This window comes from Sandaracinobacteroides sp. (assembly GCF_057137845.1).
Genome location: NZ_DBNHFX010000006.1, coordinates 1 through 8,115, shown reverse-complemented (window position 1 = coordinate 8,115; position 8,115 = coordinate 1). Strand labels below are relative to the sequence as shown.

Here is an 8,115-nt window from a genome sequence, read left to right as displayed (position 1 = left end):
TAGATGAAAAGCGGCGTGTCGCCGGCATCAGCCGCCCATTCCTCGGCAGCCCGGCCAGCCACTGCCAGCCCGCCTTCTGGTGTGCGGCCGAAGCCGGGTGGCACGCGATCGTTCACCGGCCCAGCCTCTCGCGGATCGCCACCCGATCCAGCTTGCCGTTTGCCGACACGGGCATTTCGTCCACCCAGACGATCGACGCCGGCACCATGTAGGAAGCTGCTTCGTGGCGGAAATGGCGCAGCAGCTTTGCTTCTGCTTCCTCCCGGCCGAGTTCGGGGAAAGGCGTCGCCACCAGCCGGATCCGGTGCCCGGCAACCTCGTCCGCGACGCCCAGCGCCACGACTGCGGTTACCGCCCCGCTCTGGTGGGCGATTTCCTCGATCTCGGTCGGCGAAACGCGCGTGCCCATGGTTTTGATGGTTTCGTCGTTCCGCCCCACGAACGACAACAGCCCCTGCGCATCGCGGACGACGGTGTCGCCGGACCAGACGGCTACACCGCCGATAGCCGAAGCGCGCGGCGCCGGTTTGAACCGGATGGCCGTGCGTTCCGGGTCCTGCCAATAGCCTTTGGTTACCAGCGGGCCGCAGTGCACCAGTTCCCCCGGTTCGCCGTCGGCGGTTTCGCTGCCATCGGCGCGGACAACCAGCACCTCGGCGTCGGGGATGGCGCGGCCGATGCTCGCGGGATGGCTGTCGGCAAGGTCCGGCGGCAATGTGGTCGAGCGGAACGCCTCGGTCAGGCCATACATCAGATGCAGCCGCGCGGCCGGGAACAGACGGCGAAGCGCCTGCACCGTCGGCACCGGCAGCCTGCCGCCGCTGTTCGAGAGCGTCCGCATCGCCGAAACGGCCGTCTGGGGCCAGTCGAGCCCGGCCAACTGCACCCAAAGCGGTGGCACTGCGGCCAGTTGCGTGATGCCGTGACGGGCGCAGGCCAGCACCACGTCGCGCGGCGTCAGATAATCCAGCAGCACCACGCGGGCACCGGCGTGCAGTGCAGTCGTTACCTGCGAAAAACCGAAATCAAAGCTTAACGGCAGAACCGCGAGCACCCTGTCGTTGGCCGTGGTTCCCAGATAGGAAGCAACGCTTCGAGCGCCCGTCAGCAGGTTGGCGTGCGTCACCATCACGCCCTTGGGCCGCCCTGTCGACCCCGAGGTGTACAGTAGCGCCGCCAGCGTATCGCCTCCGGGCGCACCATCGCCGGGGTCGCCGCCCTGCACGAGCGCCGGCCAGTCGTCCTCGATCGACATCATGCGGCAGGGCGGCGCACCAAGGCTTGCCGCACGCGCGCGGTGGCTGATCAGCAGCACCGCGCCGGAATCTTCCAGAATATGGCGCACCTGCGCCGCCTTCAGCACCGGGTTCACCGGGACGGAAACCAGCCCCGCGCGCGCAATCGCAAACTGAAGGACTACATGCTCGATCGACTTCGGCAGCCAGAGCGCCACCCGTTCGCCAGCCGCAGCCAGTTGCTGCAACACACCCGCAACGGCCGATACCTGCCGATCGAGATCGGCATAGGAAAGCGTCCGGTCGCGCTCGGCCAGTGCGATTGCCTCTGGCCTGCCCTGCCGCAGCAGATGGTCGAGGCGGCGCATCGTCAGTCGTCGAAAGGATTGCGCCGCGAACGCATGTTGATGCGGATCGGCAGACCCTTCAGATCAAGATCGTCACGCAGGCTGTTCACCAGATAGCGGCTGTAGCTGGCCGGAAGGTCATCCAGCCGGTTGCCGAACACGATGAACGTCGGCGGGCGGCTGCGCGCCTGCGTGATATATCGCATCTTGATCCGCCGTCCGCCGGGCGCCGGCGGCGGATTGGCGGCCTGCGCCGCCTCGAACCAGCGGTTCAGGGCCGAAGTCGGCACGCGCCTGCTCCAGCGTTCGCGGGTTTCGAACGCCACCTGCATCAGCACATCGAGGCCCTTGCCGGTCAGCGCCGAAACCGTCAGCAGCGGCACGCCCTTCACCTGCGCCAGCCCTTCGTCGAGCGCCTGCCGGATGCCGTTGAACAGGCGGCTCGCGTCCTCGGCGGAATCCCACTTGTTCACCGCTACGATCAGCGCCCGGCCTTCCTGCAACACCATGTCGGCGATGCGCAAATCCTGCGCTTCCAGCCCCAGCGTCGCATCCAGCAGCAGCACCACGACTTCCGCGAAATCGACGGCATGGCGCGCGTCGGCGACGGCCAGTTTTTCCAGCTTGTCGACGACCTTTGCCTTGCGGCGCATCCCGGCTGTATCGATCAGTTCGACGGCGCGCCCCTTCCATTCCCAGGGCACGGTGATCGAATCGCGGGTGATGCCTGCTTCCGGCCCCGTCAGCAGCCGGTTTTCCCCCAGCAGCCGATTGATAAGGGTGGATTTTCCGGCATTCGGGCGGCCGACGATCGCCAGCCTGAGCGGGGCCGCAGGGTCGTCCTCAGGTTCCAGATCCTCGGCTTCCGCCAATTCATCGCCTTCGGCTGCGCCTTCCTGTGCGGCCAGCGGCGCCTCCGGCGCGGGCAGCAGCGGCGCGAGTGCGGCGAACAGGTCCGCCAGCCCCTCGCCATGCTCGGCGGAAAGCGGAACCGGATCGCCAAGCCCAAGCTCGAACGCCTCCAGCAGGCTTGCATCGGCGGCGCGCCCCTCGCACTTGTTGACGACGACGATGATCGGAACCGCCGCTTCCTGCCGCAGCCAGCGGGCGAAATGGCGGTCGGCCTCGGTCAGGCCCTGCCGTCCGTCGATCACGAACAGCGCCGCCGTCGCCCCGTTCAGTGCCGCACGCGACTGGTGGCGCATCCGGTCCGACAGGCTGCCTGCTTCGGCTTCCTCGAGGCCAGCCGTATCGACAACAGTGAATGACAGGTCGAACAGCCGCGCCTTGCCTTCCCGCCGGTCGCGGGTGACGCCGGGTTGATCGTCGACCAGCGCCAGACGCTTGCCGACCAGCCGGTTGAACAGCGTCGATTTACCGACGTTGGGCCGGCCCAGAATGATGATGCGCTGTCTTGCCCCCGGCATGTGTCGGCCCTCAGCGGTATGCCGTCAACTTGCCGTCGTCGGTCAGCACATAGAGCATGCCGTTCGCAACGACAGGCGGCAGATGCGCCGGTCCATCCAGCTTCTGCCGCGACTGCACGGTGCCATCGGTGGGCGAAACGAACGCCATTTCCCCGCGCGACGAAACCAGGATCAGGTTGCCGCCGGCCAGCACCGGGCCGGACCACAGCACCGCACCCTTGCGGCTTTTCGGCTTTTTCCAGCGCTCGAACTTGGCCACCCAGCGGATTTTCCCGTCGGCCCGGCTAAGCGCGACCAGTTCCGATTCCGTGGTGATCGCAAACACCCAGTCGCCAACCGGCCAGGGCGTGTTGACGCCAGCGAAATCGCGCTCCCAGACGCGCTGCCCCGACGACAGGTCGAGCGCCGCCATGCGGCCACCGTGGCTGATGGCGAACACCCGGCCGCGATCGATCACCGGCGACGCGGTGATCCCCGACAGTGCGCCAAGCGCCGTCGTCCGCCCGGTGCGGGAAAGCTGATCCTGCCAGACGGTGCGGCCATTTTCCACGCGAAGCGCAAACAGTTCACCCGAAGGGAACCCCGCGACCACCGTGCCCAACGCCACCGAAGGCGACCCCGGCCCGAGAATCGACGCAGGCTCGACAGTCGCGTTGGCCTGCCATAGTTGTTCGCCGTTTTCGGCCGACAGCGCGGTCAGTTGCCCGTCCTGGCTGACGACGAACACACGGCCGTCATCGACACTTGGTGCACCGCGCAGCGGCGTCGGCAGATGGGCGCGCCATGCCTCGGTTCCGGAAGCTGCGTCGAAGGCGACGACCAGCCCATAGCCGGTGGTTGCAATCACGCGCGAGCCGAGAATGCTGACACCACCGCCGAACGCCGGCTTGTCGCTTTCGCCTTCCATCGTGATGGTCTTTTGCCAAAGCAGCCTGCCGCTCGATGCTTCGTAGGCGGAAACGCGCGCCTGCGTATCCATGGCGAACAGCCGGTTTTCCGCCACGACCGGCGCTGCATTCAGCGTTCGAGAAGCGTTCGAGCCTTGCCCGATCCCGACCGACCAGACGCGCGTGGGGCTGGCCGAAAGCGCCAGATGCCCCATGCTGCCAGAGGGATCGCCGGCAGGTTGTGTCCAGGCGGCGTTCACCTGCTGCTGCGGCAGCACGATCTCGATGCCCTGAAGCTCAGGCTCGGCCTGTACCTGCTTTTCATAGTCCAGCACGGAAATCCGCTCGCCCATGGTGGCAGGCTTGCGATTGCCCTTTTTCAGCATGCCGCAACCGGACAGCAGGGCGACGGATACCAGCGACGCCACCATCACGGCGTTGCGCTGTCGGGTGCTGCGGGTCATTTCTGTTGCGCCCCTTCCACGCCTGCTTCGGCGGCGGGTTGATTGGTTGCGGCCTTCGCCGCGGCTTCCGCCCTTGCCAGTTCCTCGGCCTCTCGTGTGGCGACCAGTTTCGTCACGTCCTGCCCAAGCGATGCGGCCATCTGCTCGGAGCGGGCGCGCAGCGAAGGCGACGCCTTTTCGTCGGACGCGATCCGCAGGAACAGCGGCCCCGCCTTGTCTGGTGCGCCCGCCTTCACATGCGCCAGCGCCGCCAGTTCGCCCGCCACGGGGAACCAGGGGCTGTCACCTTCCAGATAGGGCTTTACCATCGCCAGCACGTCGTTCGGCGCCATCGTGTCGAACTGCAGGCGGACATATTTGATCGTTGCCGCATCGCGGAACGGCTGGGCAGCCTTTGGATCGTCTGCCACGGCCTTCAGCAGCGCGGCGGCCTTTGCCGTGTCGCCGCCCGACTGGGCGATCCCGGCCTTGCTGAACGCCGCCAGCGAACGATAGCTCGGGTTGTCGGAAGCGCCGATTTCCTCAAGCGACTTCAGCGCCTCGGTCGTCGAGCCGCTGTCCACCTTGTCGAGTGCGACAGTGAATTGTTCCGACAGCGCATCGACCCGGCGGATGCGTTCCGCCTTCCACCAGAGCGCGGCTCCAAGCCCTGCAAGGCCAAGCCCGACCGCCAGCAGGATCCAGCGGCCATAACGCTGGAAAAAGCGTTTCAGCTCGTCTTCGCGATAGGCTTCGTCCACTTCGCGGATGAAGGCATCGTCGCGCGGGTCGGTCGAGGGTGGTCTCGTTGCCAAGGCTCGTTCCTGATTCGTCAAGTGGGCCGGATACTTCAAGCGGGCCAGAACGGCGCTGTTGCAACCCGTCGTGACCCGCGTTCCCCTTTAGTGGCGGTTTGCAAAAGCGCAAAGCCCGCCCGTCGAGGAAAACAAGCGATCTGCGCGGCAGGCTTGCCCGGCGATGAACAGGCTCAACCGGGCTTCTTCGGCTGATAAAGTTCGTCGGGTCCGGGAAAGCTGCGTTCGCGCACGGCCTTGGCATAGGTTCGTGCCGCCTCGTCGACCCGCGCGGCAAGATCGTCGAAGCGGCGGACGAAGCGCGGCACACGCTCGAACATGCCCAGCATGTCGTCGATCACCAGAACCTGCCCATCGCATTCAGCCGAAGCGCCGATGCCGATCGTCGGGCAGCCGACATCGCGGGTGATGCGTTGCGCCAGCGGCTCGACCACCCCTTCCACCACAAGGGCGAACGCCCCGGCAGAAGCAATCGCGCACGCATCCGAGACGATCTTCGCGGCTTCCGCGTCGGTCCGTCCGCGTGCGCCATAGCCGCCCAGCGCGTTCACCGCCTGCGGCGTCAGCCCGACATGGCCGACCACCGGAATTCCGCGCCGCACCAGAAACTCGACCGTCGGGGCAAGCACCTGCCCGCCTTCCATCTTGATGGCCGCAGCCCCGGTTTCGTGCATGACCCGCGCAGCCGTTGCGAAGGCCTGCTCGGGCGATGCCTCGTAGGTTCCGAACGGCAGATCAACGACGACAACCGAACGATAACTTCCCCTGACGACTGCCGCGCCATGGGCGATCATCATGTCGAGCGTCACGCGGACCGTGGTATCGAGACCATAGATCACCTGCCCGAGGCTGTCGCCGACGAGCAGCATGTCGCAATGCGGGTCGAGGAGCTGGGCCATGCGGGCGGTATAGGCCGTCAGCATGACGATCGGCTCGGCAGTGACGCCGTCCTGCTTGCGGGCCTGAATCCCCGGAACCGTAAGCCTGCGGACCGGTCCCGGCACCGGGTGGGCGCGCGATGTCGAGGTGTCGAGTGTGAAGGTTGTGGACATAGCGCCCCTTTATCGTGCTGTTCGGCGCCTGTCAGCCGCCAGCCCCGGAAATGGCCGGCTGCATCATCCTTGCGCCACGCGGTCGAGCGGCTTTCCATCCTCCTTGACGAAGCCCGGCGGAAGTTCGCCTTCCAGCAATTCCAGCACTTTTTCGACAGGCCGGCAAAGGCTTACCCCGCGCGACGACGCAACGATCGGCCGCTCGACCAGAACGGGGTGGCGCAGCATTGCATCCAGCAGGGTTTCATCGTCGGCGTCGGCCAGCGCTTCAGCCTCGGGGGCGCGGGTGCGCAGGCCGTCGCGCACGGTCATTCCGGCAACCGAAAACAGCGTCAGCAGCAGTGGCTTGGTCCAGCCTTCGGAAAGATAATCAACGACCACCGGCTCGGTGCCGCTGGCGCGAATGGCCGCCAGGACGTTACGCGACGTCCCGCATTTCGGGTTGTGATAGATGACGATCATCGCTGTTCCCCTGTTCTGCGTCGGCACAAACGTCGCCGCTGTTGGATCTGCGGCCATTGGCGCGGCAGGCGCGCTGCCGGTCAAGCCGCTGGCAACAGCGCTCTCGCATAGTCGTCGGCCCGAAAGCCAGCCAGCAGCACGCCATCGCCCTCCAGAATGGGTCTGCGGATCATGGCGGGCTGCTCCAGCATCTGTTCGATCGCAGTCGCCTCGTCGATACCCGAGCGCACCGCATCGGGAAGCCGCCGGAACGTCGTGCCGGCGCGGTTCAGCACGCGCTCCCAGCCGAGCGCCCCGCACCAGCGCAGCAGGTCGTCGCGCTGCACCCCATCCGTCCGGTAGTCGTGGAACCGATAGGCGATACCGGCAGCATCAAGCCACGCACGCGCCTTCTTCATCGTGTCGCAGTTGCGAATACCGAAGATCGTCAGGGCCATCCCGCCTCCCGTCTGGCCCCGCCGTCGGGGTTTCAGTTCCGGCCATCCATCAACTGGTCGGGAAAGGCAACCGAGGTCAGTGTCAGGCGATCGTTGATGACAACGCCATTGCCGCGGATCGTTACCCCCTTGCCCGACAGAAACTTGATCGAACGGGAAAAATATTCCGGCGTCATGCCAAGATACGAAGCAAGGTGCCGCTTTTCAGTCGGCAGGGGAAACGTCGCCGCGCCCTCGTGCCGGTCCGAGAGATGCAGGAGGAAGGCTGCCAGCCGCTCGACCGAGCTGCGCAACTTCAGATTCTTCGACTGACGAACGAAGCCGCGATACCCTTCGGCGAGTTCGCGCATCATGGCCATCGAAAAGTCTGGATCGCGGCGCAGCGCCACCCTGACATCAGCATTCGGAATCTCAATGATACGCGACGTTTCGACCGTGCGCGCCGACATCAGATAGGGCGCATCGCAAACACTGGCAGCCAGAATGAATGCGGAAACGGGCTGGACCGCGCCGAGAACCGTGCGACGGCCTTTCCACGATGCGTACAGCTCGGCGGTGCCACTGACGATGATGTGCAGAAATTCCCCGGTTTCGCCCTGCCGGATCAATTCATGGTCTGCGGGAAAGCTGTGCGATTTTGCCACATCCATCAGGCTGTCGAACGTCTGCGTCTGCATTTCGCGGAACAACGGCAACCGGCGCAGCTTCGCCCTTTCGATATCATCCATCAATTCGTCCCCTCAATGCAAATTGACAATAATCAATCTGCAATATTCCCGACTACAATCCGGCGGTTAACGGTATCTGCGGCATGCAGAAGGAAAATTGCCGCAGATACCGGAGCGCTACGGTCCTAATGCCGGTCGGCGTGGACAAGGTGATTGATTCATATCAAAGACCATATCCATTGCCCGTGGTTGTGGGGCGCCCTATCATGCCGCCTCATCGCGGCGCGGAGAGAAACCCATGACGGACCTTGCAGCGCCAAGCCCATTCGAACAGCAACGAGC

Annotated in this window: 8 protein-coding genes; all 8 read right to left on the bottom strand. The window is 65.5% G+C overall.

The features are described from left to right. Positions 1-112 precede the first annotated feature (112 nt). On the bottom strand, positions 113-1,603 hold the full coding sequence (locus tag AC16JP_RS00205) for an acyl-CoA ligase (AMP-forming), exosortase A system-associated (protein ID WP_484338585.1): 1,491 nt from the start codon (positions 1,601-1,603) through the stop codon (positions 113-115). 2 nt (positions 1,604-1,605) lie between these two features. Beyond that, the gene (gene der, locus AC16JP_RS00200) at positions 1,606-3,009 is read right to left on the bottom strand and encodes a ribosome biogenesis GTPase Der (RefSeq protein WP_484338584.1); all 1,404 of its coding nucleotides are present in this window, start codon (positions 3,007-3,009) and stop codon (positions 1,606-1,608) included. 10 nt (positions 3,010-3,019) lie between these two features. Further along, positions 3,020-4,360, bottom strand: coding sequence for an outer membrane protein assembly factor BamB family protein (locus AC16JP_RS00195; RefSeq protein WP_484338583.1), 1,341 nt, complete (start codon positions 4,358-4,360; stop codon positions 3,020-3,022). Then, the gene (locus AC16JP_RS00190) at positions 4,357-5,154 is read right to left on the bottom strand and encodes a tetratricopeptide repeat protein (RefSeq protein ID WP_484338582.1); all 798 of its coding nucleotides are present in this window, start codon (positions 5,152-5,154) and stop codon (positions 4,357-4,359) included. Before AC16JP_RS00190 ends, AC16JP_RS00195 begins: the two co-directional genes overlap by 4 nt. Positions 5,155-5,327: 173 nt before the next feature. Further along, positions 5,328-6,206, bottom strand: a complete 879-nt coding sequence (gene panB / locus AC16JP_RS00185; RefSeq protein ID WP_484338581.1) for a 3-methyl-2-oxobutanoate hydroxymethyltransferase — start codon at positions 6,204-6,206, stop codon at positions 5,328-5,330. A gap of 63 nt (positions 6,207-6,269) precedes the next feature. Next, the gene (locus tag AC16JP_RS00180; RefSeq protein WP_484338580.1) at positions 6,270-6,668 is read right to left on the bottom strand and encodes an arsenate reductase family protein; all 399 of its coding nucleotides are present in this window, start codon (positions 6,666-6,668) and stop codon (positions 6,270-6,272) included. Between the two features lie 80 nt (positions 6,669-6,748). Next, a complete protein-coding gene (locus AC16JP_RS00175) occupies positions 6,749-7,105 on the bottom strand; it encodes an ArsC family reductase (protein WP_484338579.1) in 357 nt (118 codons plus the stop codon). A gap of 32 nt (positions 7,106-7,137) precedes the next feature. Further along, positions 7,138-7,833: a cyclic nucleotide-binding domain-containing protein gene (locus tag AC16JP_RS00170; RefSeq protein WP_484338578.1), complete on the bottom strand. Its 696-nt coding sequence runs from the start codon at positions 7,831-7,833 to the stop codon at positions 7,138-7,140. Positions 7,834-8,115 lie beyond the last annotated feature (282 nt).

Bases quoted from the DNA above. Each gene is read 5' to 3' on its own strand.
- AC16JP_RS00175 (WP_484338579.1), bottom strand. From the start codon at position 7,105: ATGGCCCTGACGATCTTCGGTATTCGCAACTGCGACACGATGAAGAAG.
- AC16JP_RS00180 (WP_484338580.1), bottom strand. From the start codon at position 6,668: ATGATCGTCATCTATCACAACCCGAAATGCGGGACGTCGCGTAACGTC.
- AC16JP_RS00205 (WP_484338585.1), bottom strand. From the start codon at position 1,603: ATGCGCCGCCTCGACCATCTGCTGCGGCAGGGCAGGCCAGAGGCAATC.
- der (WP_484338584.1), bottom strand. From the start codon at position 3,009: ATGCCGGGGGCAAGACAGCGCATCATCATTCTGGGCCGGCCCAACGTC.
- panB (WP_484338581.1), bottom strand. From the start codon at position 6,206: ATGTCCACAACCTTCACACTCGACACCTCGACATCGCGCGCCCACCCG.
- AC16JP_RS00170 (WP_484338578.1), bottom strand. From the start codon at position 7,833: ATGGATGATATCGAAAGGGCGAAGCTGCGCCGGTTGCCGTTGTTCCGC.
- AC16JP_RS00195 (WP_484338583.1), bottom strand. From the start codon at position 4,360: ATGACCCGCAGCACCCGACAGCGCAACGCCGTGATGGTGGCGTCGCTG.